At 70.6% G+C, this 23,212-nt stretch carries 24 protein-coding genes; 10 read left to right on the forward strand and 14 right to left on the reverse strand.

Translation table 11 applies throughout. From position 1 onward, the window contains the following. Nucleotides 1-3 precede the first annotated feature (3 nt). The gene (locus ACLJPY_RS07970; RefSeq protein ID WP_410587362.1) at nt 4-837 is read right to left on the reverse strand and encodes a helix-turn-helix transcriptional regulator; all 834 of its coding nucleotides are present in this window, start codon (nt 835-837) and stop codon (nt 4-6) included. A 102-nt stretch (nt 838-939) separates the two neighbouring features. On the opposite strand from ACLJPY_RS07970, the gene ACLJPY_RS07975 reads away from it, so the two are divergent. The 3 genes from ACLJPY_RS07975 to ACLJPY_RS07985 are packed head-to-tail and all read left to right on the forward strand — an operon-like array spanning nt 940 to nt 3,824. Next, nucleotides 940-2,364 (forward strand): MFS transporter, encoded by a 1,425-nt coding sequence (locus tag ACLJPY_RS07975; RefSeq protein ID WP_410587363.1) that lies wholly within the window; start codon nt 940-942, stop codon nt 2,362-2,364. A gap of 52 nt (nt 2,365-2,416) precedes the next feature. Further along, nucleotides 2,417-2,941 (forward strand): RNA polymerase sigma factor, encoded by a 525-nt coding sequence (locus ACLJPY_RS07980; RefSeq protein WP_410587364.1) that lies wholly within the window; start codon nt 2,417-2,419, stop codon nt 2,939-2,941. Then, nucleotides 2,934-3,824: a VOC family protein gene (locus ACLJPY_RS07985; protein ID WP_410587365.1), complete on the forward strand. Its 891-nt coding sequence runs from the start codon at nt 2,934-2,936 to the stop codon at nt 3,822-3,824. Before ACLJPY_RS07980 ends, ACLJPY_RS07985 begins: the two co-directional genes overlap by 8 nt. A gap of 306 nt (nt 3,825-4,130) precedes the next feature. Here ACLJPY_RS07985 and ACLJPY_RS07990 read toward each other — a convergent pair whose 3' ends face one another. Continuing rightward, nucleotides 4,131-4,370, reverse strand: coding sequence for a hypothetical protein (locus ACLJPY_RS07990; protein WP_410587366.1), 240 nt, complete (start codon nt 4,368-4,370; stop codon nt 4,131-4,133). 353 nt (nt 4,371-4,723) lie between these two features. On the opposite strand from ACLJPY_RS07990, the gene ACLJPY_RS07995 reads away from it, so the two are divergent. Beyond that, nucleotides 4,724-5,119: a hypothetical protein gene (locus ACLJPY_RS07995; protein ID WP_410587367.1), complete on the forward strand. Its 396-nt coding sequence runs from the start codon at nt 4,724-4,726 to the stop codon at nt 5,117-5,119. Here the strand turns inward: ACLJPY_RS07995 and ACLJPY_RS08000 are convergent. Genes ACLJPY_RS08000 through ACLJPY_RS08010 form a run of 3 tightly spaced genes read right to left on the reverse strand, consistent with a single transcriptional unit; the run spans nt 5,116 to nt 8,660 of the window. Continuing rightward, the gene (locus ACLJPY_RS08000; protein WP_410587368.1) at nt 5,116-6,882 is read right to left on the reverse strand and encodes a gamma-glutamyltransferase family protein; all 1,767 of its coding nucleotides are present in this window, start codon (nt 6,880-6,882) and stop codon (nt 5,116-5,118) included. The two genes, ACLJPY_RS07995 and ACLJPY_RS08000, sit on opposite strands and share 4 nt — an antisense overlap. Before the next feature lie 27 nt (nt 6,883-6,909). Continuing rightward, nucleotides 6,910-7,326: a VOC family protein gene (locus ACLJPY_RS08005; RefSeq protein WP_410587369.1), complete on the reverse strand. Its 417-nt coding sequence runs from the start codon at nt 7,324-7,326 to the stop codon at nt 6,910-6,912. 29 nt (nt 7,327-7,355) lie between these two features. Beyond that, nucleotides 7,356-8,660 carry a UDP-glucose dehydrogenase family protein gene (locus tag ACLJPY_RS08010; RefSeq protein WP_410587370.1) on the reverse strand — a complete coding sequence of 435 codons (1,305 nt, stop codon included), beginning with the start codon at nt 8,658-8,660 and terminating at the stop codon, nt 7,356-7,358. 144 nt (nt 8,661-8,804) lie between these two features. Here ACLJPY_RS08010 and ACLJPY_RS08015 point away from each other — a divergent pair, with 144 nt between their 5' ends. Then, nucleotides 8,805-9,563, forward strand: coding sequence for an SDR family NAD(P)-dependent oxidoreductase (locus tag ACLJPY_RS08015; RefSeq protein WP_410587622.1), 759 nt, complete (start codon nt 8,805-8,807; stop codon nt 9,561-9,563). Between the two features lie 50 nt (nt 9,564-9,613). Here ACLJPY_RS08015 and ACLJPY_RS08020 read toward each other — a convergent pair whose 3' ends face one another. The 3 genes from ACLJPY_RS08020 to ACLJPY_RS08030 form a co-directional block, all read right to left on the reverse strand. Beyond that, nucleotides 9,614-10,261 carry a class I SAM-dependent methyltransferase gene (locus tag ACLJPY_RS08020; RefSeq protein ID WP_410587371.1) on the reverse strand — a complete coding sequence of 216 codons (648 nt, stop codon included), beginning with the start codon at nt 10,259-10,261 and terminating at the stop codon, nt 9,614-9,616. 134 nt (nt 10,262-10,395) lie between these two features. Then, the gene (locus tag ACLJPY_RS08025; RefSeq protein WP_410587372.1) at nt 10,396-11,025 is read right to left on the reverse strand and encodes a helix-turn-helix transcriptional regulator; all 630 of its coding nucleotides are present in this window, start codon (nt 11,023-11,025) and stop codon (nt 10,396-10,398) included. A gap of 83 nt (nt 11,026-11,108) precedes the next feature. Beyond that, a complete protein-coding gene (locus tag ACLJPY_RS08030) occupies nt 11,109-12,749 on the reverse strand; it encodes a TM0106 family RecB-like putative nuclease (protein ID WP_410587373.1) in 1,641 nt (546 codons plus the stop codon). 90 nt (nt 12,750-12,839) lie between these two features. Here ACLJPY_RS08030 and ACLJPY_RS08035 point away from each other — a divergent pair, with 90 nt between their 5' ends. After that, nucleotides 12,840-13,301: a DUF6474 family protein gene (locus tag ACLJPY_RS08035; RefSeq protein ID WP_410587374.1), complete on the forward strand. Its 462-nt coding sequence runs from the start codon at nt 12,840-12,842 to the stop codon at nt 13,299-13,301. A gap of 508 nt (nt 13,302-13,809) precedes the next feature. Here the strand turns inward: ACLJPY_RS08035 and ACLJPY_RS08040 are convergent. From ACLJPY_RS08040 to ACLJPY_RS08055, 4 genes are read right to left on the reverse strand one after another with little or no spacing between them, the layout of a single operon-like run. Then, nucleotides 13,810-14,769 carry a glycine betaine ABC transporter substrate-binding protein gene (locus ACLJPY_RS08040; RefSeq protein ID WP_410587375.1) on the reverse strand — a complete coding sequence of 320 codons (960 nt, stop codon included), beginning with the start codon at nt 14,767-14,769 and terminating at the stop codon, nt 13,810-13,812. After that, nucleotides 14,766-15,545 (reverse strand): ABC transporter permease, encoded by a 780-nt coding sequence (locus ACLJPY_RS08045; RefSeq protein WP_410587376.1) that lies wholly within the window; start codon nt 15,543-15,545, stop codon nt 14,766-14,768. Before ACLJPY_RS08045 ends, ACLJPY_RS08040 begins: the two co-directional genes overlap by 4 nt. Continuing rightward, complete coding sequence (locus tag ACLJPY_RS08050; protein ID WP_410587377.1) at nt 15,542-16,708, reverse strand: ATP-binding cassette domain-containing protein; 1,167 nt, start codon at nt 16,706-16,708, stop codon at nt 15,542-15,544. Before ACLJPY_RS08050 ends, ACLJPY_RS08045 begins: the two co-directional genes overlap by 4 nt. Continuing rightward, entirely contained in the window at nt 16,701-17,348 is a 648-nt protein-coding gene (locus ACLJPY_RS08055; protein WP_410587378.1) for an ABC transporter permease, read from the reverse strand. The genes ACLJPY_RS08050 and ACLJPY_RS08055 overlap by 8 nt, the downstream gene beginning before the upstream one ends. Nucleotides 17,349-17,640: 292 nt before the next feature. Here ACLJPY_RS08055 and ACLJPY_RS08060 point away from each other — a divergent pair, with 292 nt between their 5' ends. The 4 genes from ACLJPY_RS08060 (at nt 17,641) to ACLJPY_RS08075 (ending at nt 20,566) form a co-directional block, all read left to right on the forward strand. After that, the gene (locus ACLJPY_RS08060; RefSeq protein WP_410587623.1) at nt 17,641-18,135 is read left to right on the forward strand and encodes a hypothetical protein; all 495 of its coding nucleotides are present in this window, start codon (nt 17,641-17,643) and stop codon (nt 18,133-18,135) included. A gap of 74 nt (nt 18,136-18,209) precedes the next feature. After that, nucleotides 18,210-18,968, forward strand: coding sequence for a YcnI family protein (locus ACLJPY_RS08065; RefSeq protein ID WP_410587379.1), 759 nt, complete (start codon nt 18,210-18,212; stop codon nt 18,966-18,968). After that, nucleotides 18,969-19,532 carry a copper resistance protein CopC gene (locus ACLJPY_RS08070; protein ID WP_410587380.1) on the forward strand — a complete coding sequence of 188 codons (564 nt, stop codon included), beginning with the start codon at nt 18,969-18,971 and terminating at the stop codon, nt 19,530-19,532. A gap of 5 nt (nt 19,533-19,537) precedes the next feature. Beyond that, nucleotides 19,538-20,566, forward strand: coding sequence for a copper resistance D family protein (locus ACLJPY_RS08075; RefSeq protein WP_410587381.1), 1,029 nt, complete (start codon nt 19,538-19,540; stop codon nt 20,564-20,566). A gap of 211 nt (nt 20,567-20,777) precedes the next feature. Here the strand turns inward: ACLJPY_RS08075 and ACLJPY_RS08080 are convergent, their stop codons facing one another. Together ACLJPY_RS08080 and ACLJPY_RS08085 are read right to left on the reverse strand one after the other, a co-directional pair. Continuing rightward, nucleotides 20,778-21,665 (reverse strand): phosphotransferase enzyme family protein, encoded by an 888-nt coding sequence (locus ACLJPY_RS08080; RefSeq protein ID WP_410587624.1) that lies wholly within the window; start codon nt 21,663-21,665, stop codon nt 20,778-20,780. Nucleotides 21,666-21,687: 22 nt separating this feature from the next. After that, nucleotides 21,688-23,073, reverse strand: coding sequence for a tetratricopeptide repeat protein (locus ACLJPY_RS08085; protein ID WP_410562661.1), 1,386 nt, complete (start codon nt 23,071-23,073; stop codon nt 21,688-21,690). Between the last annotated feature and the right edge of the window lie 139 nt (nt 23,074-23,212).

Here is a 23,212-nt window from a genome sequence, read left to right on the forward strand (position 1 = left end):
TCGTCAGTCGAACACGAGCGGCAGCTTCGCCGCCGTTTCTTCGTCGGCCGGGGTGTAGGTCGACATGGTGATCTCGGACCGGCGGCCGTAGTACAGGTAGGTGAAGTTGAACTGCAGCAACCCGACGTCCGGGTGCAGGTACCGCTTGGTGCGGATCGGCTCGGAGTTGACGTCGTGGTGCGGCCACAGTTCGGCGAACAGCGGCGACTCGGCCTTCAGCCGCTTGACCAGCTGCTTCCACGCCGGCTCGGCGACGTGGTCGGCCATCGCCGCGCGGAAGGACGCGATCACGCGCGGGATGTTCGCGTCCCAGTCGAGCATCCGGCGGCGCCACTCCGGGTTGAGCAGGCACTGGACCAGGGTGTTGCGGTCGCCGAACGGGATCGCGTCGACGTCCCCCATCAGCCAGGTGTAGCCGCGGTTGTAGCCGAGCAGGTCGCAGCGGGCGTTGCGGATGGCGACCGGGTAAGGCTCGAGCTTCTTCAGCATGAGCTCCATCGCCGGCGTGATGACCTGGCAGTCCTTTTCGCGCTCCGGCTCGGGCGCTCCGGCCAGGCGGAAGAGGTGGACGTGCTCGTGCGGGTCGAGCCGGAGGGTGCGGGCGATCGCCTGCAGCACCTGCTCGGACGCGTTGATGTCGCGGCCCTGCTCGAGCCACGTGTACCAGGTGACCCCGACGCCGGCGAGCTGCGCGACCTCTTCCCGGCGCAGCCCCGGCGTCCGGCGGCGGCCGGCGATCGGCAGGCCGACCTGCTCGGGGGTGATCCGCTCCCGACGGCTGCGCAGGAACCTCGCCAGCTCCTGGCGGCGAAGTCCGGATTCGACGGCGGTGGTCATGGTGCCAGGATGGCACGCTTCGGAACCTGGTACCAGGTAGTGGTCAATACCTGGATAACCAGCAACTGGTACCAGGTTCGAAGAGGGTTGATCGTAGTACTCATGACCACGACCGAACTTGCGCCGACTACCACCGGCGCCTCCGCCCGGCCGGGACTGACCCCCGCCGGCCTGGTCACGGTGCTGCTGGGGGCGGCACTGCCGATCATCGACTTCTTCATCGTCAACGTCGCACTGCCGACGATCGACGCCGACCTGCACGCGTCCACCGCCACCTTGGAACTGGTGGTCGCGGCCTACGGCATCGCGTACGCGGTGCTGCTCGTCGTTGGCGGCCGCCTCGGCGACTCGTTCGGCAGGCGGCGGCTGTTCGTCACGGGCCTTTGGCTGTTCACACTGACGTCCCTGGCCTGCGGAATCGCCCCGACGGCCGGCACGCTGGTGGTGGCCCGCGCCGCGCAGGGGGCGGCGTCCGCGCTGCTGCTGCCGCAGGTGCTCTCGATCATCCAGGCGACGACGTCGGGCGAGCGGCGGTCGCGCGCCCTCGGCCTGTTCGGCGCCACCGGCGGCATCTCGACGGTGGTCGGCCAGCTCCTCGGCGGCGGCCTGGTCGCGGCCGACCTGTGGGGCACCGGCTGGCGGCCGATCTTCCTGGTGAACGTCCCGATCGGCCTGGTGGTGCTGGTGCTGGCCCGCCGCCTGCCGGAGAGCCGCGCGCACAACCCGCTGGGCGTCGACCGGCTCGGCACGCTGCTGCTGGCCGTGACCCTGCTGTCGTTGCTGGTCCCGCTGATGGAGGGCCGCGCGCTGGGCTGGCCGTGGTGGACGCTGGCGCTGCTGGCCGTGTCGCCGTTCGCCGCGGCGGCGTTCGTGCACGTCGAACGGCGGGCGGAGCGGCTCGGCGGAACGCCGTTGCTGCCGCCGTCGGTGATGCGGCTGCCCAGCGTGCGCCGCGGGCTGATGGTGGCGGTGCCGTTCTTCGGCGCGTTCGGCTCGTTCATGTTCGTCTTCGCGATGACGCTGCAGGAGGGCCTGCACTTCGGCCCGCTCGGCGCGGGTGGCGCGCTGACGCCGCTGGCGGTCGCGTACTTCACGGTGTCGATGCTGAGCAGCCGCCTGGTGGCCCGCTACGGCCAGAAGGTCGTCCCGGTGGGCGGCGCGGTCACGGCGATCGGCATGGTGGGGTTGCTCTGCACGACGTTGTCGACGTGGCCGCACGTGACGATCCTCGACCTGGCGCCCTCGATGGTCGCGATCGGCGTGGGCAACGCGCTGGCGATGACGACGTTGTTCCGGATCGTGCTCTCCCACGTGCCGACGGATCTGGCCGGCGTCGGCTCGGGGGTCATGACGACGAACCAGCAGACGTCGCTGGCGCTCGGCGTGGCGACGTTGGGGAGTCTGTACGCGGCGCTTTCGGGCTCGCTGGGCTCGCGGGACGCGTTCGCGCTGGTCATCGGCGTGGTCGCGGTGCTGGCGACGGTGGTCGCGATCACCGGGCGGCGCCTGCCGGACCCGCGGCGGTAGAAATCCGGGATTCACCCGTCGGAAAACCCGCGCGCCGGACGACGATGAGGGTGTGACGGAACCTCGGGTACGACCGGACCCGGCCTTCGCGCTGCTCGGGCTGTACGAGACGGCCCTGCCGGAGGTCTACGGGTACCTGCTGTCCCGGTGCGGCGACCGCACGCTCGCCGAGGAGCTGACGTCCGAGACGTTCCTCGGAGCGGTCGCCGCCTGTCGCAAGGAGTACGCGCCGGCCGTGAGCACCGGCTGGCTGATCGGCGTCGCCCGGCACAAGCTCGCCGACCACTGGCGGCGCAGAGAGCGTGAGGAACGCGGTCTGCGGCTGGTTCACGACAGTGAGCCGGAAGTCGAGGACCCGTGGGACGAGCAGCTCGACGCCCTGCGCGCGAGACAGGTGCTCGAGTCGCTCGGCCCACACCACCAGGCCGCGCTGACCCTGCGGTACGTCGACGGCCTCGGCGTCCCCGAGGTGGCCGGCCACCTGGGCCGCAGCGTGCACGCCACGGAGGCGTTGCTCGTCCGGGCCCGCGCCGCGTTCCGGCGCGCTTACGAGGAGAAGGAGGGTCGCGATGCTTGAGCCGTTCGACGCACTTCGCCGTCCCTCCGAGCGGGTCGCCCCCGACCCGGACTTCGCCGCCGAACTGCGCGACGACCTGCGTCGCCTGATCTTGAACGGAGCCGAGATGACAACCACGGCAGAGGCACCGGCCACCGCGGCCGAGCTGCGTTCCCTGACCCCGTACCTGGTGGTGACGGACGCCCGCGCCGCGCTCGACTTCTACGTCGAAGCCTTCGGCGCAACCCGGCGCGCCGACCCGATCGTGATGGACGACGGCCGGGTAGGCCACGCCGAGGTGGCGATCGGCGACAGCGTGCTGATGCTGGCCGAGGAGTACCCCGAGCTGGGCAACGTCGTGGCGCCCGAAGGCGGCCCGCTGGTGCGGATCGAGGTACCAGACCCGCGCGCAACGGCCCAGCGGGCGGTGGAGCTGGGCGCCGAGCTGCTGCGCCCGGTCGAGGACCGCGGCTACGGACTCGCCGGCACGATCAAGGACCCGTTCGGCCAGAAGTGGCTGCTGGCCCAGGGGGCTTCGGCGGCCGCGGGCCCGAAGCCCGCCCGGCACGGCGAAGCCATGTACTTCACGTTCCAGGTCCCGGAGTCGTCACCCGCGAAGGCGTTTTACGGCGCGGTACTGGGTTGGCAGTTCACCCCGGGCTCAACGGCGGACGCATGGCGGTTCACCGGCCCAGGCCTCGAGGGCGGCTTGTGGGCCGGCAACCGGCAGGTGGGCTGGAAGCTGATGTACGCGGTGGACGACCTCGAGGCGGCTCTCGCCCGCGTACGCGAACAGGGCGGCCAGACGGGCGAAGTCGAGAACCACCCGTACGGGAACACCGCGGACTGCACGGACAACCAGGGCATCGAGTTCTGGCTGTGGGAGAAGCCGGACCGGGAGTGATTCGTTTGGGTGGCCGGCTCTAGGTGACATACCGCTGTTGCGGCGACGGCCGGGTTGTGGTGCATGACCGGCGCGTTGAAGCGTTACCGGCACTCCACCCAGACCTCCCCCGCCACCCCGATACGAAGCCAAAAACACGGACGGTGGTGCCGGGTCAAGGCACGCTTTCCCGCCTTGACCCGGTGCCACCGTCCGTAGTCACAATCAGGCTTCGGGGTGGAGGATTACTCAGCGCTCTACCGCAGCACCAAAGCCCCGCCCCAAGAGCGGCCCCCACCCTCTCCGGGGGGCGTCCCCAGTCCCAGTCTATCGGCGGTAGGGGCCAAAAACGGGTGCCGCGGGAATCTGTGGACAACTGAAGTCGTTGTGGACAACTGGAGTTGCCCCGGTGAGGCGGACACCCTCGGCTTCCGCCCGCGCGGCCCGGGCCGTCTCGGCGGCGATCCACTCGAGGAAGCCCTGCCGGCGCAGCCCCGAGACCTGGCACAACCGCTGCACACCGAACTCGGTGCGGTGTTCGGAGATGAACCGGTAGCGGTAGATCATTGATCCATCTCGCGCGCAAAATAGGCGGCCGCTTCCCGCAGAATCTCCTTCTCTTCTCCAGCTCAGCGACCTGCTTCCGCAACCGCAGCACCTCATCGGTCACCGCAGGGTCTTCTGCCGGCGGCCCGGCCGCAGCCTCCTGCTTGGCCACGTTGACCCACGACCGCAGGGTTTCGTGGTTGACCCCCAGCTCCCGGGCGAGACACCAGGAAATCCTCCCTCCAGACCACCGTCTGGACTCAAGGTGTCCGGCTTCAGGGGGCAACCCGGACAACTGAAGTCGTTGTGGACAACTCGTGCGTGAGTGGGGAATCCCATCCGCTCGAGGGGCCGGATGGGCGCACACTCGAGGGATGGCCGGGCAATGGGTGCCGTGTGACCAGGATGAGCTGGCCGCCGGGTGGCGGTTGTGGCTTGAGCTCGGTTCGTCGGCTTGGCCGCGGCCGGGGTGGGATGGCAGTCCGGACGAAGCCGTGCGGGGGTTGGGCGAGTTGCTCGGGTCCTGCGATCGGATCCTCACCGATTACCTGGCCTCGGGCGGGTCGGCCGAGGCGGAGGTTGCCGGGCTGATCCGGTCGATGCACCTGGCCGCCAGCTGGATCCGGGAGCTGTGGTCCGGTGATACCACGCCGCTCGACGGGGAGCGGCTTGCGCTGCTGCACGGTGACCTCGCCGGCTTTGCCGAACACGCCATTGCCGTACGCACCTTGCTCGCCGAGGGCGGGGGCTGGGCCTCGCTGATGCTCTAGCGACCGACTGCGTAGCCCTGCATCCCCCGGGCGTTGGCTCCCGCGCGCAGGACGCCGTCCGCGCGGGAGACCGCCGAGAGGCGGCCCAGTGCCCAGTCGCCCGCGTTCACCACCTCGTGGCCTCGGGCGCGGAGGGCGTCCACTGTGGACGAGCCGAGGCGTGCCTCCACCACCAGCTCCCGCGGGCTCCACGACCGCGGGTAGAACGAGCTCGGGAACGCCGTCGTGTGCCAGGCCGGCGAGTCGATCGACTCCTGGAGGTTCAGGCCGCCGTACGTGTGGGCCATCCAGAAGCACAGCTGCCACTGGTCCTGCTGGTCGCCGCCCGGGGTGCCGAACGCCAGAGTCGGGACGCCGTCGCGCAGGGCCAGGGACGGCGACAACGTGATCCGGGGGCGCTTGCGCGGGGCCAGTGAATTCGGCAGCCCCTGCTCCAGCCAGAACATCTGGCCGCGAGAATCGAGGCAGAAACCCAGCGACGGGATCGTCGGGCTGGACTGCAGCCAGCCGCCCGACGGCGTCAGCGACACCAGGTTGCCCGCCGCGTCGACGACGTCGAGGTGGACCGTGTCGCCGCGGGTCTGGCCCCGGGGGCCGACCGTCGGCTCGCCCGTGGCGCCGTCACCCGCCTCGAGGCCCTGGAGCGAGTCCAGGATCGCCGGGAGGCGCGCCGGGCCGCGGGCGTCGCCCGGGCGGAGCTCAGCCGATGCTGACTCACCGATCAGCGCGCGGCGGGCATCCGTGTACGACGGCGAAAGCAGCACGTCCAGGGGTACGTCGGTGTCGCCGTACCAGGCTTCGCGGTCCGCGAAGGCCAGCTTCGCCGCTTCGGTCGCCAGGTGCACTGTGCGCTCCGACGGAATTCCGTCCACATAGGACAGCTCGTCGCGGAAGCCGTGCAGCAGGAGCGCCTGCTGCAGCAGTGCCGGACCCTGCGTCCAGCCGCCCATCTTCACCAGGCGCCAGTCGTCGACGTCGACGAACGCCGGGTCCTCGTACGACGCCGACCACGACGCCAGGTCGTCGGCCGTCAGCAGGCCCGCGTGGTCGCGGCCGGAGTCGTCGCGGAACGCGGTCCGGCTGAACGACTCGATCTGTTCGGCCACGAAACCCTGCGACCAGGCCCGGCGGCCCGCGTCGAGCTGCGCTTCGCGGCCCGAGACGGACTCCGCCTCCCGCAGCAGCCGCTCCCACGTGTCCGCCAAGGCGGGATTCCGGTGCAGGCCGGACGCGGGCTTGCCGTCCGGCAGCCACAGCGCCGCCGACGTCGGCCAGTGCTCGGTGAACAAGCGGGACACCGCGCGGATCGTGTCGCCGACCCGCGACACCAGCGGGACGCCGTTTCGCGCGTAGCCGATCGCGTACTTCAGCACCTCGCGAAGCGGCTTCGTGCCGTAGTCGCGAAGGAGCAGCAGCCAGGCGTCCCAAGCACCCGGGACGGTGGCCGGGAGCAGGCCGCTGCCCGGGATCAGGTCCAGCTCCAGCGACGCGAAGTGCGCGGCGGTGGCCCCCGCGGGCGACGGGCCCTGTCCGGCCAGTGCCCGCGGGGTCGGGTCGTCCGCCGTCACGAAGAGGCCGGGCACCTGGCCGGCCGGGCCGCACAGGTGCGGCTCGGCGACCTGCAGGACGAAGCCGGCGGCGACCGCCGCGTCGAACGCGTTGCCGCCGTCTTCCAGCACCGCCATCCCGGTGGCCGAGGCCAGCCAGTGCGTCGATGCCACCATCCCGAAGGTGCCGGTCAGCTCCGGCCTCGTCGTGAACATACCCCGATAGTACGCAACGCTAACGAATTACCAAGCCGTCGGACGACGCCGCTGGAGCTCGTACGGCTGCGTGATGATTTCCATCCCGTTGCCGCCGGGATCGAGGAAGTAGACGCCACGGCCGCCGTGGTTGTGGTTGATTTCGCCGGCTTGCTGCATCCGCGGGTCGGCGAAATAGGTCACGCCCGTTTCGACGAGCCGCGCGAAGACGGCGTCGAAGTCGTCTTCGGGCACCAGGAAGCAGTAGTGCTGCAGGCGGAGGTCCGCTTCGGGGACGCTCGCGAAGTCCAGCCGGACGCCGTTGCGCGTCTCGACGGGGATGAACGGACCCCACTCTTCCCCGACTTCGAGGCCGAGCAGGGTCGCGAGGAATTCGGCGGATTCCCGGTTGTTCCGGGACGGAATGATCAGGTGGTTGAGTTCGACGGATGCGGATACTGGCACGATTCCGGATCGTAGCCAGCGCTACCCGATCAGGACACCTTGATTTTCGCCGCCGCCCGCGGCCGTCCGACGCCCTGCCAGGACAGCCCGGCGTCCACGATCACCCGCGGGTCGAGCAGGTTGCGCGTGTCGACGACGTCGATGCCTTCCATGAGCTCGGCCATCGCCGTCCAGTCCAGGTGCTTGAACTCGGCCCACTCGGTCAGCACGACGACGGCGTCCGCGTCCTTGGCGACCTGGTAGGCGTCGTCGACGACGGTCATGCCGTCGATCTCGCCGTCGACGGCCGGGTCGTAGGCGATCAGCTCGGCACCCAGAGCGCAAAGCACCGACGACACGGCGAGCGCGGGCGAGTCGCGCAGGTCGTTCGTGCCCGCCTTGAACGCCAGGCCGAGCACGCCGATCCGGGCTCCCGCGAGCGTACCGCCGACCGCGCCGGCGATCTTCGCGACAATCCGGTCGCGCTGGGCCAGGTTCTCGTCGATGGCCGAGGTGAGCATGGTGAAGTCGTAGTTCACCGACTCGGCCACCTTGACCAGCGCGCTGGTGTCCTTGGGCAGGCAGGAGCCGCCCCAGCCGGGGCCGGGCTTGAGGAACGTCCGGCCGATGCGGCGGTCGTAGCCCATGCCTTCGGTGACGAGGTCGATGTCCGCACCGAGCCGTTCGCAGAGCTCGGCGATCGAGTTGACGTAAGACAGCTTGAGCGCGAGGTAGCAGTTCGCGGCGTACTTGACGAGTTCCGCGCTGGCCGCGTCGGCGACGACGACCGGTGCGTCCAGCTCGGCGTACAGCTCGCCGACCCGGCGCGCGGCGGCGAGGTCGTCCGAGCCGACGACGATCCGGTCCGGGCCCAGGAAGTCCGCGACCGCGGTGCCTTCGCGGAGGAATTCGGGGTTCGACACGACCGGCACGTCGGTGCGGCCGACCAGCTCCCGGATCCGCTTCGACGTGCCGACCGGCACGGTCGACTTGGTGACCAGCGCACAGCCGCGGGGCAGGACGTCGCCGATCTCGGCCGTCACCGCCTCCACCGCGCGCAGGTCGGCCGACCCGCCGGCCCCCATCGGCGTCGGCACGCAGAGGAACACCGCCTGCGCGTCGCGGACCGCGTCCCGCGCGCCGACGACGAACTGCAGGCGCCCGGCCGCGAGCCCGCGGTGCACCAGGTCGGCGAGCCCGGGTTCGAGGATGTCGACGCGCCCCGCGGCCAGCCGCGAGACCTTCGCGCGGTCGACGTCCACGCAGGTGACGAAATGCCCGAGACTGGCCAGGCAGGCCCCCGTGGTCAAGCCGACGTATCCGGTTCCTACCACCACGATCCGAGCTGGCGTCATGCTGCTGAAGGTGACAGCCGGAGTTGACCACCGCGCTAACGGAACCGGTCGCGCCCGGAAGCGGTGAGCGAAGACACGAGCCACCCCCATGCGAACGAGCGTTAACCTGTCTCCGCGAACGTGAAGACGAAGGGAACGGCACAGATGCAGATCAACGGCACCGCGGCGCTCGTCACCGGGGGCGCGTCCGGCCTCGGCGGGGCGACGGCGAAGGCCCTCGCGGCCAAGGGCGCGCGGGTGTTCGCGCTGGACCTGGCTTCGTCCATCGAGAAGGCCGAGCAGATCGACGGCATCACCTACGTCGAGGCCGACGTCACCGACGTCGAGCAGGTCGAGGCGGCCGTCGCGACGGCCGCGGGCTCCGGCGTGCCGCTGCGGACCGTGGTGAACTGCGCCGGCATCGGGCCGTCCGCGCGGATCCTGTCCAAGAAGGGCCGCCACGACCTCGCGCTGTACGCGAAGGTCATCCAGATCAACCTGGTCGGCACGTTCAACGTCCTGACCATCGCGTCCGAAGCGATCGCCAAGACCGAGCCGCTCGAGGACGAGGCCCGCGGCGTCATCATCAACACCGCGTCGATCGCCGCGTTCGACGGCCAGATCGGGCAGGTCGCCTACTCGTCGTCCAAGGGCGGCGTCGTCGGCATGACCCTGCCGGCCGCGCGCGACCTGGCTTCGCACGGCATCCGCGTGCTGACCATCGCGCCCGGCATCGTCGACACGCCGATGCTCGCCACGGTCAGCGACGAGTTCCGCGCGTCGCTCGCCGCCGGCGTCCCGTTCCCGAAGCGCCTCGCGCGGCCGGACGAGTACGCGCAGCTCGCGCTGTCGCTCATCGACCACGACTACCTGAACGGCGAGGTCGTCCGCATGGACGGCTCGCTCCGCATGGCCCCGCGCTGACCCCCCGGGAGGGCGGGCACTTTCACGTGAAAGTGCCCGCTCTCTGCTGGTCAGCGGGTGAGGCGGACTTCCAGACCGAGGCCGTCGGTCGTCACCGAGCAGCCGCCGAACGCGCTGTCCGCGGCCAGCGTCTCGAACTGCGCGGCCGTGAACGCGCGGCGCCGCAGCCAGCCGAGCGTCTGCCGGACGGTGAACCCGGCGACCACGCCGACGTTCATGCCGGCCACCTCGCGGTCGATGTCCGCGCCGGTGGCCTCGTGGTTGAGGTCGTGGATCACCGCGTACCCACCCGGGCGCAGCACCCGGTGCATCTCGTTCAAGGCGCTCACCGGCTGCCGGAAGTTCTTGAACGCGGCCTGGCAGACCAGGAAGTCGAACGACTCGTCCGCGAACGGCGCGTGGGTGATGTCGCCCTGGCGGAAGTCGATGTCCGGGCCGTTTTGCCGGGCGATCTCCACCATCGTGTGACTGATGTCGAGCCCGGTGACGCGGTAGCCGCGCTTCGCCAGCTCCACGGCGAAGAAGCCGGGCCCGGGCGCGACCTCCAGGACTTCGGCGCCCTCCGGCCAGCCGGCGGTGACCTCGGCCGCCTGACGCCGGTACTGCGCGAGCTGGGCTTCGGTCCCCCGGTTCTTGGCGTACCAGCGGGCCTGGAACCCCTCCATCTCGGGCACTTTGTGCTTGCGGGTGGTCTCCATGGATCTCTCCTCTTCGGTTGAACCGAACCGAAGAGCGCACCCGGTTTATCCTTGCGGTGCCACCTCGTGGCCGGGCGTGCTCGGTTCGGGGTCGAGGACCCCGGGCGGTGTGCCAGCACCTCCCGGGGTCCGTGCTATTCCTGCGCGAGACCCCCGAATTCCTCGGGGATCTCGCCGGTCTCGTACCAGCGACGCCAGGCTTCGACGCCCGGCATGCGGCCGCTGGTCAGTTCGTCGAGGAAGCCGTGCACCCAGCGCGCCTCGGCTTCCGTCATCGCGATGTCGTACTCGACTTCGACCAGGAACATCCGCGGCATCAGCGGCCGCAGCTGGTCGAGCACGGCCTGCTGCTTCTCGGCCCGCTCGTCGAGCTGCTCGAGCCGCTCCCGCAGCCGGCCGATCGCCTGGTCCGGCCCCAGGACGCCGATCATCGACAGCCCCGACCGGAACCGCGGCGGCTCCGGGTCCACCGTGCCGACGAGCTCCCGGACCCAGTCCTCGTACTCGGCGCGCCCGGCTGGGGTGAGCCGGTAGACGGTCCGCTCGGGCCGTCCGCCGTCCTTGACGCTTTCGACGGCCTCGATGAAGCCGTGTTTCTCCAGGTTGGCGACCACGGTGTAGAGCGAACCCCACTTGATCGGCATGTCCGCGTCCTTGCCGCGCTCCTTTAGCACGGCCGCCATCTCGTACGGGTGCATGGGCCGCTCCAGCACCACGGACAGCACGGCGAGGCCCAGCAGGTTGCCGACCTTCCGCCGCTTCATCCCGACTCCTCGTCTACGAGTACTCGCAGACGAGTATTGCCGAAGACGCGTCAGCAGGCAAGTGTCTTAGTCGACAAAGCACCTCAGAGGTCGAACATGTACGGCACTTCGGCCTGCGCCCGCGCGTCGATCCACTCGCGCAGCGCCCGCGTCGCGAGGACGTCGTCCTCGTTGTAGCGCAGGAGCCGCTCACGCTGGTCGTCGTCCGGCTTCTCGCCGTCCATGCCGACGGCGTCCCGGTACCAGCGCATCGACGCCTCGCCGCCCGCCTCGGGATCGCGCCACGAGAACCCGGCAACCGGCGCGATCACCTTCAGGCCCTTGCCGTGGGAGCACAGGAACTGATCGGTGACGCTGCGGAAGAGGTCGACCCACTGCGCGGAATCCACAAAGGACTGGATGTCCTTCTTCGACGGGACGCCGGGGTGGTCGCCGAAGCGCTCGACCGAGCCGAAGAGCCAGCGGTTTTCGGCGAGCGCGTTGTAGCAGTAGGCGCGGAAGGTCAGACCCGCCGCTTCGGTGCGCTCGCGGACGTCGGTGAGCCAGGCCCAGAACTCGGCGAAGGACCGGGCTTCGTCGTCGGTCGGCAGCGGGTCCCACGTCGCGAAGGCGCGGTAGCCCTGCTCGACGCCGATGTCGGCGCCGGTCAGCAGGCAGCCCCAGAGGTACGCGCCGGCGTCGCCGAAGCTCTCCATGTCGACGTCGACCTCGACGTCGGCGCGCGGCACCTCGACCCGGTCGACGCGGCGGACCAGCGTGAGGTCGGCCAGCCAGGCCCGGGCGAGCACCACGGCGTCCGGGAACGTGACGCCGGTCCAGTTGACCTCCGGCAGCTCGCCCGCCGGGTCCAGCGCGGCCAGCTTGTCCACAGTGGACACGCCGGCGCGGCGCAGCTCGACGGCGTCCTCACCGCGGACGACGAGGCTGACGTCCCGGGTCTCGGTGAGCACGACCTCGCACGTCGGCCACCACGGGCAACGCCGGCACTCCAGCACGCGAGACGGCTCGGCGAGCGGCTCTTCGCCGTTCGCGGCGGCGGTGGCGATGGCGAGCCGGTCGGCGAACCGGGCCTGGTACTCGGTGAGCGCGTTGCGCCCGCCCGGCCAGGTACCGGCGGTGAGGTCGTGCCAGACGACGACATCGGCGTCGAGGCCGATGACGCCGCCGAGGATGAGGGCCTCGTCGGCCTGCCCGAGCGTCTGCAGCATGCGGCGGATGTGCACCAGCCGGAGCTGGTCACGCGGCTGCGACCGGACCTTGCGGCCGTCGTCGGCGGCGCGGTGCGCCGGGTCGAGATCGGTCATCGCGGTGACGATCGCGCCGGCCCCGCGGTCGGTGATGCGGTGCCGCACGACGAGCACCGGGACGTAGCCGCGGCCGGTGCGGACGAGCAGGTCGATGCCGCCCCGCCGGTGCCCGGCCGCGTCGACCGGCAGCAGCGCACCCCAGATGTAGCGCGCACCGTCGGCGAATGCCTGCAGCGTCTGCTCGACGCGCTCGTGGGCGGGCAGATCACGGCCGACCTTCACCCAGTGGTCGTCGTTGGCGGCCATCAGCCGGGTGACGATGTCCTCGCGGTGGGCGGTGGCGTCGGCGATCCGCTGCTGCGCGGTGGGGTCGGGCGGGGAAAGCGGTACCTCGCGCATGGCGGGGTCGTGCTCGAGGTGCACGCGGCGACGGCAGCGGCTGACCGCGCCCGCGTCGAGTACCACCTCGGTGTCCATGGAGATCACTCTAGATTCCCACCGCCGAGCCGACATGCCCGCCACCCGGGCGACCAGTAAGTTCGACCTCGACACGTCGCAGGAGGTGCCATGGCGCGCAAGGCCAAGGTCGAGGGTGAAGCCAGGTTCACCCCTAAGAGGGCGAAGAACGCGGTCGCGGTGGCCAAGGTGCTCGGCCCGGCGGTGATCCCGGTGGTGGCGCCGCTCGCGGTCCGCGCGGCGGGCGCGGCCCGCGAGGCGTACGACCGCTACCAGGCCCGCAAGCTGGGCGTCTCGGTCGACCGGCTGGGCGAGTACACGGGCCGCGGCGCGGCCCTGCACGCCCGGATCGCGGGGGTGGCCGACGGCTGCCGGGACCTGCAGAAGTCGGAGAAGGCTTCGGACGCGGACCGGGAGTTCGCGAAGGGGGCACTGGGGACGCTGGAGCAGCTGTCGGCTTCGGTGCGAGCGGCGGAGCGGATGCCGACGGCGCGGCGGAAGTCGGTGCACCGCGCGGTGGCCGGGGAACTGGAGCGGCTGGAGGGGCAGTTGCTGCACCGGCTGGGGATCTGAGCGCAGGTTCGAGCGGCTCCTGCTCCGGCGCTCGCTGACCGAGCCAGGTCAGGCTCGGGTCGCGGGCGTGGCCGACGGCTACCGCAGCTTGCGGAAGGCGGCCCGGGAGTTCCGGAGCAGCTGCCGGGCCCTTTGTTCAGATGACTTCCCGGCGCGCGGAAGCGCGACCGGCGGCCCCATCCGGACCTCCCCCACCACCCCGATACGAAGCCGGAAACACGGACGGTGGTGCCGGGTCAAGGCACGCTTTCCCGCCTTGACCCGGCACCACCGTTCGTAGTCACAATCAAGCTTCGGGGTGGAGGGTTTGATCAATGCTTTGCGGCGCCCATGCGGGTGCGGGAAGCAAGGGCAGCCCCCACCCTGTCCCGGGGGGCGTCCCCTGGTCCAGTCTATCGGCGGTAGGGGCCAAAAACAGGTGCCGCGGAAATCTGTGGATAACTTCGTGCCTGTGGATGGCTGATTTGACAAACGGCCGGGCGGCAAGTTAGCCGCCCGGCCGTTTGCCTTACTTCACGAAGCCCTTCTTGACCATCCAGTCGTGGGCGACCTTCCCCGCGTCCTGGCCGTCGACGTCGACCTGTTTGCAGAGCTCGACCATCTGCTCGTTGTCGATCGCCGCGCTCACCTTCTCCAAGGGGTCACGGACCTCGGGGTGCTGGTTCAGCCACTCCGTGCGCAGCGTCGGCACCGCGTTGTACTGCGGGAACGCCTTCTTGTCGTCCTCCAGGACCCGCAGGTTCAGGCCCGAAATGCGGCCGTCAGTGGTGAAGACCTCGCCCACCGGGCAGGTTCCGCTCGCCACCGCCGAATAGATCGTGCCGATGCCGAAGTTCTTCACCGTCGGGTTCTGGAACCCGTACGCCTTCACCGCGGCCGGGAAGCCGTCCTGGCGGCTGGTGAATTCCGTCTCCAGGCAGAACACCGCCTGGTCCGGCTTCTGCTTGATGAACGCCGCCAAGTCGGACGTCGTCTTCAGATTGTTGGCAGCGCCGTACTTCTCCGTCACCGCGAACGCGTACTGGTCGTTAAGCGGCGAATACTTGAGCCACGTGACGCCGTACTTCTCCGCGTCCGCCTTGGCCGTCGCCTCGTACTGGGCCTGCTCGCCGCCCGGGACCGGGAGCTCGTTGCCCTGGTAGTTGATCCAGCCCGTGCCCGTGTACTCCCACGTCACGTCCGTCTGCCCGGACAGCAGGGCCTGGCGGGACGAGTTCGACCCCTTGATGTCCGAGAGATCCACGACGTCGGCGCCCGCCGCCGTCAGGGCCATCTCGGCCATGTACGCCAGGATGATGTTCTCGGTGAAGTCCTTCGACCCCACCGTCACCTGCACGCCCTGCAGGGACGGGATCGGCTGGATCGTGCCCGGCTTGATGTCGTACGGCACCGCCTGGTTGACCGTCAGGCCGCAGGACGACAGCGTCACCCCCAGCAGCGCCACGAGGGACAGCCTCCGGAGTTTCATCGCAGCCCCTTCGGTCCGAAGTACTGTTCGGCGACCGCGCCCAGCCAGTCCACCAGCAGCGCCAGCGCCACGGCCAGCACCGAGCCGGTCACCAGGACCGGGGTCAGGTTCAGCTTGTAGCCGGTGTCGATGAGCAGCCCGAACCCGCCCGCGTTGACGAACATGCCGAACGTCGCCGTGCCGACCGCCAGCACCAGCGACGTGCGCAGGCCGGCCAGGATCAGCGGGACGGCCAGCGGGAGCTCGACGCGCCAGAGCACCGCGCCCGCCGACATGCCGATGCCGCGGCCGGCGTCGATCAGGGCCGGGTCGACCTGCTGGATGCCGACCATCGTGTTCCGCAGCACCGGGAGCAGCGAATAGAACGCCAGCGGCAGCGCCGCCACCCAGATCCCGCCGGTCGACCCGGTGATGATGAACCACAGCACCAGCACGCCCAGTGCGGGCGCGGCCTGGCCGATGTTCGCGATGGCCAGGAAGACCGGCGCCAGGAACCGCGCCCACGGCCGCGTCACCAGGATGCCCAGCGGCACCGCCACCAGCACCACGATCGCGGTCACCACGAGCGTCATCAGCAGGTGGTCCCACAACGCCGTGAGCAGCGAAGACGCGTTGAGCGTCTCCTTCTCCGTCGCGGTCAGGTCGCCGGAGAACACCGAAACGAGGGTCACCGCGACGATCACCAGCACCGCGACCGGCTGGGCGAGCAGCCGGACGCGTTCCGCCCGCCGCGAGCCGGACTCGGTGCTGAAGCCGGTGTCGACGGCGGCCGTCACGCCGGCACCTCTTCGTCGTTCGTGTGCTCCTCGCGCAGCTGCTGGATGGTCGCGATCACCGTGTCCAGCTGGATCGTGCCCGCGTACTCGCCGCGCGCGCCCGTGACCGGCACCGAGCCACCTTCGGCGAGCATCGCCTCCAGCGCGTCCTGCAGCGTCGACTGCAGGCTGACGACGTCCCGCAGCGGCTTGCCCAGGTTCGCCAGCGAAGACGCCGACGTGAGCTCGCGGACGTGCACCCACCGCGTCGGACGGCGGCGCGCGTCCAGCACGAGCGCGAAGTGCTTGCGCGACGACTGGAGCTTTTCCCGCACCGAGGCGGGCGACTCGTCGGCGGTCACCGTGAGCGCGTCCTGCTGCAGCTCGACGTCGCGGACACGCAGCAGCGTCAGCTGCTTCAGCGACGCGCCCGCGCCCACGAAGCCCGCGACCGTGTCGTCCGCCGGGTTCGCCAGGATCGCTTCGGGGGTGTCGTACTGCAGGATCGTCGACTGGTTGCCGAGCACCGCGATCTTGTCGCCGAGCTTCACGGCTTCGTCGAAGTCGTGCGTCACGAACACGATCGTCTTCTTCAGTTCGGTCTGCAGCCGCAGCAGCTCGTCCTGCAGGTTGCCGCGGGTGATCGGGTCGACCGCGCCGAACGGCTCGTCCATCAGCAGCACCGGCGGGTCCGCGGCGAGCGCCCGCGCCACGCCGACGCGCTGCTGCTGCCCGCCGGAGAGCTGGCGCGGGAAGCGGTCGCGGAAGTCGGCCGGGTCGAGCCCGACCAGGTCCATCATCTCCTCGACGCGGTCGTTGACCTTCTTCTTGTCCCAGCCGAGCAGGCCCGGCACCACCGCGATGTTCTGCGCGACGGTGAAGTGCGGGAAGAGCCCCGCCTGCTGGATCGCGTAGCCGATGCGACGGCGCAGGGTGTCGACGTCGAGCTTCAGCGCGTCCTCGCCGCCGATGGTGATCCGGCCGGACGTCGGCTCGATCAGCCGGTTGATCATCCGCATGGTGGTCGTCTTCCCGCAGCCGGACGGGCCGACGAAGACGACGATCTTGCCGGCCGGGACGACCATCGAGAAGTCGTCGACCGCCGGGGTGCGGGTGCCGGGGTACCGCTTGGTCACGTGCTCCAGCTGGATTTCGACGCCGGAGACTTCCTCGTTCTCAGCCACGGACACCCCTCGAGATGGTGAAGCGCTTGATCAGGACGTAGACGCCGTCGAGCAGCAGCGCGAGGATGACGACCCCGACCGTGCCGGTGACGGCTTGGTTCAGGGAGTTCGTGCTCCCCGCGTTCGTGAGCCCGGAGAAGACCTCGGCGCCGAAGCCCGGACCCTTCGCGTAGGCGGCGATCACCGCGATGCCCATCAGCATCTGCGTGGCCACCCGCATGCCGGTGAGGATCGCCGGCCACGCCAGCCGCAGCTCGACGCGGGTGAGCACGCCGAAGCGGCTCATCCCGATGCCGCGGGCGGCGTCGGTGACCGCCGGGTCGACGCCGTCGAGCCCGACGATGGTGTTGCGGACGATCGGCAGCAGGCCGTAGAGCACGAGCGCGATCACGGCCGTCGTCGGGCCGAGCCCCGAAAGCGGGATCAGCAGGCCCAGCAGGGCGAACGACGGGACCGTCAGGATCGTGCTCGCGAGCGCGGTGGCGACCGCCGAGCCGATCGGGCTGCGGTAGACCGCGACCCCGATCAGCACGCCGAGGACCGCGGCGATGATCGTGCACTGCACCACCATGCTGGTGTGCAGGTAGGCCTCGAGCCACAGCTTGCCCGCCCGGTCGGAGATGTAGTCGAAGAGGTTCATCCGTGTCCGCTCTCCCGCCCTTCGCGCCGGCCTTCACCCGAACGGGCTAGTTGCTGACCGACGGCTCAGTACCCATGACCCCACCGGTCGAAACGCCCGTCTTCGGCCCACCGTGGCCCAGGTCACCGGGATCGGCAACAGATCACCTGAACCACGGCGTGGCGTGGGACGTGAACTCGCTGTGTGCTCACTTCACGGGATCACACGCTCACGCGGAAGCAGGTCCCTTAGGCTGCTCCTCATGAGCGATCCGGCCCGGCGTCCCGCCGCGCTGGGTGCTACCCGCGGAGTGTTGCTCGCTGTGAGCACCGGAGCGCTTTCGGTGACCGCCCACCGGCTCGCCGACGGCGGCCTGCCGGACCCGGCGATGACCGTGCTGCTCGCCGGGCTGTCCGGCTGGACGGCGACCGCGTTAGCCCGCAAGGCCCGCGGGCCGCTCGCCACGATCACCCTGCTGGGGGCCGCCCAGCTGGTGATGCACCTGCTGCTCACCACGCTCGCCGACCACCACGACATGGCCGCGGCGCCCGGCACCACCGGGTTCGGCATGACCGCCGCGCACGCGATCGCGACCCTGGTCACCGCACTGCTGCTCGCCCGCGCGGACACGATGCTGCTCACGGTGCTGGCCGTGCTGCGCGCGATCCTGCCGCGGCTGCTGACCCCGCTGCCGGTGCCGTCCGCGGCACCCGCACCCCTCCCGGCCCGCGTGGGCGGCCCGGACCACCTCGTCGGCGTCGACCTGCGCCGGATCCGCGGGCGGCGCGGCCCGCCCCGGCACTCCTGATCCAGCTCGTCCCCGAAAACGGCCGGTCCCCGAACCGGCTGTCCCCCCTTTTTGAGTTCATCAGGAGTGAACCCATGTCCCAGCACGTCTTCAAGCGCGCCGGTTTCCTCGCCGCCACCGTCGGCATCGCCGGTCTCCTCGGCACCGGCATCGCGTCCGCGCACGTGACCGCCAACGTCTACGGCTCGCAGCCCACGAAGGGCGGCTACGCGGCGATCGTGTTCCGCGTGCCGAGCGAGGAGAAGGACCCGATCACCACCACGAAGGTCGCCGTCGACTTCAAGGCGGACTACGGCATCGGCTCGGTGCGGACCAAGCCGGTCCCCGGCTGGACCGCCCAGGTGACGAAGTCCAAGCTGCCGACCCCGATCACCAAGGACAACGGCACCCAGATCACCGAAGCCGTCACGTCGGTGACCTGGACCGCGCAGCCGGGCAGCGAGCTCAAGGCCACGGACTACCAGGAGTTCTCGGTCAGCTTCGGCCCCCTGCCGACCACTGTGGACGAGGTCGAGTTCCCGGCGCACCAGACCTACAGCGACGGCAAGGTCGTGGACTGGAACCAGCCGACGCCGGCCAACGGCGAGGAGCCGGAGCACCCGACGCCGAGCGTCAAGCTGGCCGCCAAGGCCGCGGGTGACGGCGATGGCGACCACGCCGCCATGGTCGCGACCACCGGGGAGCACACTGAAGCCACGGCGGCGACGTCGGACAACACGGCCCGCTGGCTCGGCGGGGCCGGCCTGCTCGTCGGCGCCATCGGCCTCGGCGTCGGGGCCGGCGCGACCATCCGGGCCCGCAAGGCCACGGCGAAGCCGGGAGGCAACAGCTAAATGCGTAAGGCGCTCGTCGCGCTGGCGTTGACGGTGGTGGCCGTGTTCGGCACGGCCACCCCGGCGCTGGCGCACAACGTGCTGGTTTCGTCGGACCCGGCGAACGGCTCGTCCGTCGCCACCGGCCCGGCGAAGATCAGCCTGACGTTCGACCAGTACGTGCAGGGCGCGGACGTCAACCAGATCGCGGTGACCGGTCCCGGCGGCGGCCAGTGGGCCGAGGGACCGATCGGCGTGGTGAACAACGTCATCAGCGCGCCCCTGCGGCCGCTCGGGCCGGCCGGGAAGTACACCGTCGGCTACCGGGTGCTGTCCGCGGACGGTCACCCGGTGACCGGTGAGCTCACCTTCACCCTGACGACCGCCGGTACCGGCACGCCGGCCACCGTCGACGCCGCGCGGTCGCCGGGCGGTTCCTCGTCGGCGGCGCCGCAGTCGTCGACCGGGGTGCCGATCTGGGTCTGGATCGCCGGGGCCGTCGTGCTGCTGGCCATCGGGCTGACCGTGGCTCTGCGCTCGGGCGGCAAGGTCGGTCCGGAAAACACCGCAGAGAAGAAGCAGTAGTTCAGATGCCCCAGGCCGAGGCCACCGCGAAACCCCGCTATTCGACGTTGTTGTGCGTTGTGACGGCGGGCCTGCTGGGCGCCCTCCTCGGCGTCGCGCTCATGTCCACCACCCCGGTCCCCGGGGTCGTGGAGCCGAGCGCGGTGGTCTCGGCCGGCATCCCGGTCGTGCGGGTCCTGCTCGACCTCGCCGCGGTCACGACGATCGGGCTCGCGCTCCTGTCCGTGCTCGTCGGCTACGACCGGCCGAAGCTGACCGAGCCGGTGATGCGGCTGGCGCGCCCGGCGGGCGTCGCGGCCGCGCTGGTCTGGGCCACGGCCGCCGTCGTCGCGCTGATCCTGCAGACCGCGGAGTACAAGCCGGGTTCGTCGACGCTCTCGGCGTCCGACATCGGCCGGTACATCGCCGACGTCGGCGCCGGCAAGGCGCTCGTCATCGTCGCCGTGCTCGCGCTCGTGCACGCCGGGATCGGCGCGCTGGCGCTGCGCTTCGGCGAGAAGGTGCCCGCGGAGGTCCGCGTCGGGCTCGGCCTGTTCGCGCTGCTGCCGCTGCCGGTCACCGGCCACGCGTCGAACTGGAACTACCACGACTACACGATGATCTCGATGGAGCTGCACGTCATGAGCGCCGTCGCCTGGACCGGCGGCCTCGGCGCGATGACCGTGCTCCTCGTGGCGAACCGGACGCTGCTGGCGCACGCGCTGCCGCGGTTCTCGAAGCTCGCGACGCTCTGCCTGGTCCTCTCCGCGGCGACCGGGCTGTTCAACGGCCTGGTCGAGCTCTCGCTCAACCCCACCATCAGCTTCTGGACGGCCATCTTCACGACGCCGTACGGGCAGCTGCTCATCTTGAAGACCGTGTGCACCGGCGTCATCGCCCTGCTCGGCGCCAACGTCCGCTGGCGCCTGATGCCGCGGGTCGTCCGGCACGACCGGACGGCGCTCGCCGCGTGGGCGACGCTCGAGCTGACCGTCATGGGCCTCGCCTTCGGGTTCGCCGTCGTGCTGACGCGGGCGCCGGTCGTCGCCTCCTGAAGGCCGTCCTCGCAGGTAGGACCCGGTCCGAGGTCACGGCGAGTAGCTGCAAGTTGCGCATTGGGCTGACGGATAGACCATTGGGGGCGACCGGTCGGACCGAACTTTCTACCCTGAGCGGGCGGCATTTCGGATGCGACGAACGGTCATTTGCAGTCGGCGAATGCACGTGCAATCTGTGGCGCCGATCACATCAAGTGACAGATGACGGTCAGCGGTAACGCGTCCACCGCGTATCGGTCCGCGCGTTCCGGAAGTCGTCCAGGCGCCGGTACAGCTCCGGCCGCACCTGCGGGCGGCTGCGCAGGATCGGCAGCACGCTCGTCGTCAGCTTCAGCTCGCGGATGCCCCGCAGGACGGCGAAACCGGGCCAGGACGTCACGTCGAAGCCGTACGCCGCGGCGAACGTCCGGTAGCGCACCGGCGGGTCGCCGAACCGTTCGCGGCCGACCGCCAGCGGCGTCAGGTCCCATTCCGGGGGGCCGACGCACGAGGAGTCGAAGTCGCAGAGGACCGGGCCGTCGGGGCCCGGGATGACGTTGCCGGGGTACGCATCGCCGTGGACCAGGCCCCTGGGCAGCGGAAACTCCAGCTCGGCCAGCTCGGCTTCGAGCTCGGCGCAGCGGCCGAGCAGGAACTCGCGGTCGGCGTCGCCCAGCTCTTCGGCGTCGGACACCCTGGCCCGCACCGCGGCGAACGGCGCCCACTCGGCGAGGCCGGGCGGCGGGGGCAGCGCGTGCACCTGGCGCAGCAGCCGGGCCAGGTCGACCGACGTCGCCGCCCGGCCGATGCTCGGCACCCGGTGCCACACGGTGACCAGGTGCCCGCCGACCTCCAGGGGCTGCTCGACGTCGGCGAGCAGCCGGATCGCGGGGACGCCGTGGTGTTCGAAGTGCCGGGCCACGCGCACGACGGTGCCTACGCGGTGCCGCAGCTGTGTGGAGCCGACGATCCGGACCACGAACGGCGCCGTGACCAGCGCGTACACCGCGTTGTTGGTGAACCGCAGCAACCGCGCACCCGTCGGGTCGAGGCCCAGCAGCGCGCAGGTTTCGGCCAGCACGCCGCGCAGCTTCCCGGGGGTGAACCGGCCGTCCAAAACCGCGCCGGCGCCTTCGGCGTCAGGCGGCGTAGAAAGCGTGGAGGCGGTCGGCGAGGTCACGGGCGTCGGCGTTGTTGCGGCGGCGCTCGGCCTCCTCCTGCAGGGGCCGCATCCGGTCCTTGACCCGCTCGGACTTGATGCCCTCGGCGCAGTCGATGGCCTTGCCGCCGACCTTGGCGCCGTGGTCGAGGTCGCCGTCCAGCAGGTGGTTGGTGGCCAGTGCGCTCAGCATGAACGTCTTGGAGCGGGCCATCTCGTCGTCGTAGGACTCGACGGCCCTGGTCAGCGCCGGGATGGCGTACTTGGTGTGCTCGGCGTTCTTCTGGGCGAGGACCGTGTGGACGGTCCCGACCATGGCGTAGACGTCGGTCTCGGTGAAGAACTTGACCCACGACTCGGCCTCGGCCAGGTTGGCGCGCTCGAACTCGTCCTTGCTCCGGCCGAGCAGCTTCACCGCCTGCTCTTCGTTGCCCATCATCGCGTAGGCCCACGCCTCGTTGGCGCAGAGCACGGAGACGGCCAGCTCGGAACCGCTTTCCTGCGCGGCGATCTGGCCCAGCTGGAACAGCTTCAGCGCGTCGTTCGGGGCGTCCTGGTGCAGGTAGACGCGACCCATGCGGTAGAGGACGTTGGCCACCAGCGGGTGGTTTTCGCCCTGCTTGGCCAGGTCGAGCGCGTTCGCGAAGTGGCCGCGGGCGGAGTCCATCAGCCCGGTGTCGAAGGAGGTCCAGCCGGCGAGCGAGTGGAGGTCGGCGAGCGCCACGTACAGCCGGTTCTTCACCAGGTCGGTGCCGTGCGCTTCGAGCATCTGCTGGCCCCAGGACAGCTGGGCCACGACGGCGTCGCGGCAGAACCCGCCGCCGTACTGGTAGTCGAGCGCCCGCAGCGCCCGCGTGGCCGCTTCGACCTGCCGGACGTCGGTCATGCCGATGCGCCCGGGCGCCGGCGTCCTGGCCGGCCCGGCGGCCCACGTGCCCGACTCCGGACCGAACACCGCCGCACCCATCGTGACCTGGGCAGCGTGCGCGAGGAACCTCCGTCGCTTCACGGACTCGTCCTCCTCAGCCTGCTGGCCGTCGGCGGAGCCGACGACCCGTATCGCCGTGGCCTCGTCGTAGGCGAGGCCCATGTACCCACGGGGGACACCCAGGCCGTCGGCGATCCTCGTGAGCACGTCGTAGGCCATGACCTGGCGACCCTTGAGGATCTCCGACACCTCGGACTGGGACTGGCCGGTCATCGCGGCGATCTGGCGCTGCGAGACACCGTGCTTGCGCAGGAGCCGGTACACGGCGCTGATCTCGCGCGACGCGAGAGCCGTTCTCATCTCCGGCTGCTCCCACGCGTCAGCGGGAACTGCGTGGCTCTGCCGGGCTTCGGCACTGCCACCGTTACTGGCGTCCATCGCGCCCCCTCCACTGTCCGGTCGGGCGTCTGTGAAACAGCGTAGGCAAACCTGGTGAACCGTGTGAACAACCGGACTGACGCCCTGATCGGTCGGGGCGAAGTCCGTTGACCGCTTACCGTGGAACCGAGCCCAGTCA

The organism is Amycolatopsis sp. lyj-23 (genome assembly GCF_046549135.1).
Lineage (GTDB): Bacteria > Actinomycetota > Actinomycetes > Mycobacteriales > Pseudonocardiaceae > Amycolatopsis.